Here is a 439-nt window from a genome sequence, read left to right on the forward strand (position 1 = left end):
AGGAGCAGCAACGAAAGTGAGACGAGGACGAAGACCCCGAGTTGGAGGGCCCGGACGATAACCGTCGCCGGGAATATCCACGCCACGTCGGTGACCGAGTCAGGGACCTTCGAGTGCTGAAGCACCCGTTTGTGGAACATCACTGATGCTCGAGAGACGACGCGCGGTGCGAGGAAAATCGCCACCCCGAACGCGAGCGCCACGAGTGCCACCGAGATACCGATGCGCTCCTCCGTCGAGACAAACTGCGCGAGCGTCGCCTGCAAGTCCTGTAGCCAACTCGTTACCGGATTCGATACCCCGCTTGCCCCCTGTTCGACCATCGTACCCAGTCGGGCGGGTGAACTTCCAAAAACGTGACGGAGTGTTAATCAGTATTGAGAACCACAGGCACACAGATTCGGGAGCCGAATCCACTGGCTCGAAAAATCGGATACGA

Annotated in this window: 1 pseudogene; it reads right to left on the minus strand. The window is 59.0% G+C overall.

Annotation, left to right across the window (positions count from 1 at the left end):
* Positions 1 to 323 (minus strand): annotated as a pseudogene (locus tag DVK06_RS17925) (mechanosensitive ion channel family protein); the annotation flags it as partial.
* Positions 324 to 439: the final 116 nt, after the last annotated feature.

The organism is Halorubrum sp. Atlit-28R, from assembly GCF_003665955.1.
GTDB classification, from domain to species: Archaea; Halobacteriota; Halobacteria; order Halobacteriales; family Haloferacaceae; genus Halorubrum; species Halorubrum tropicale.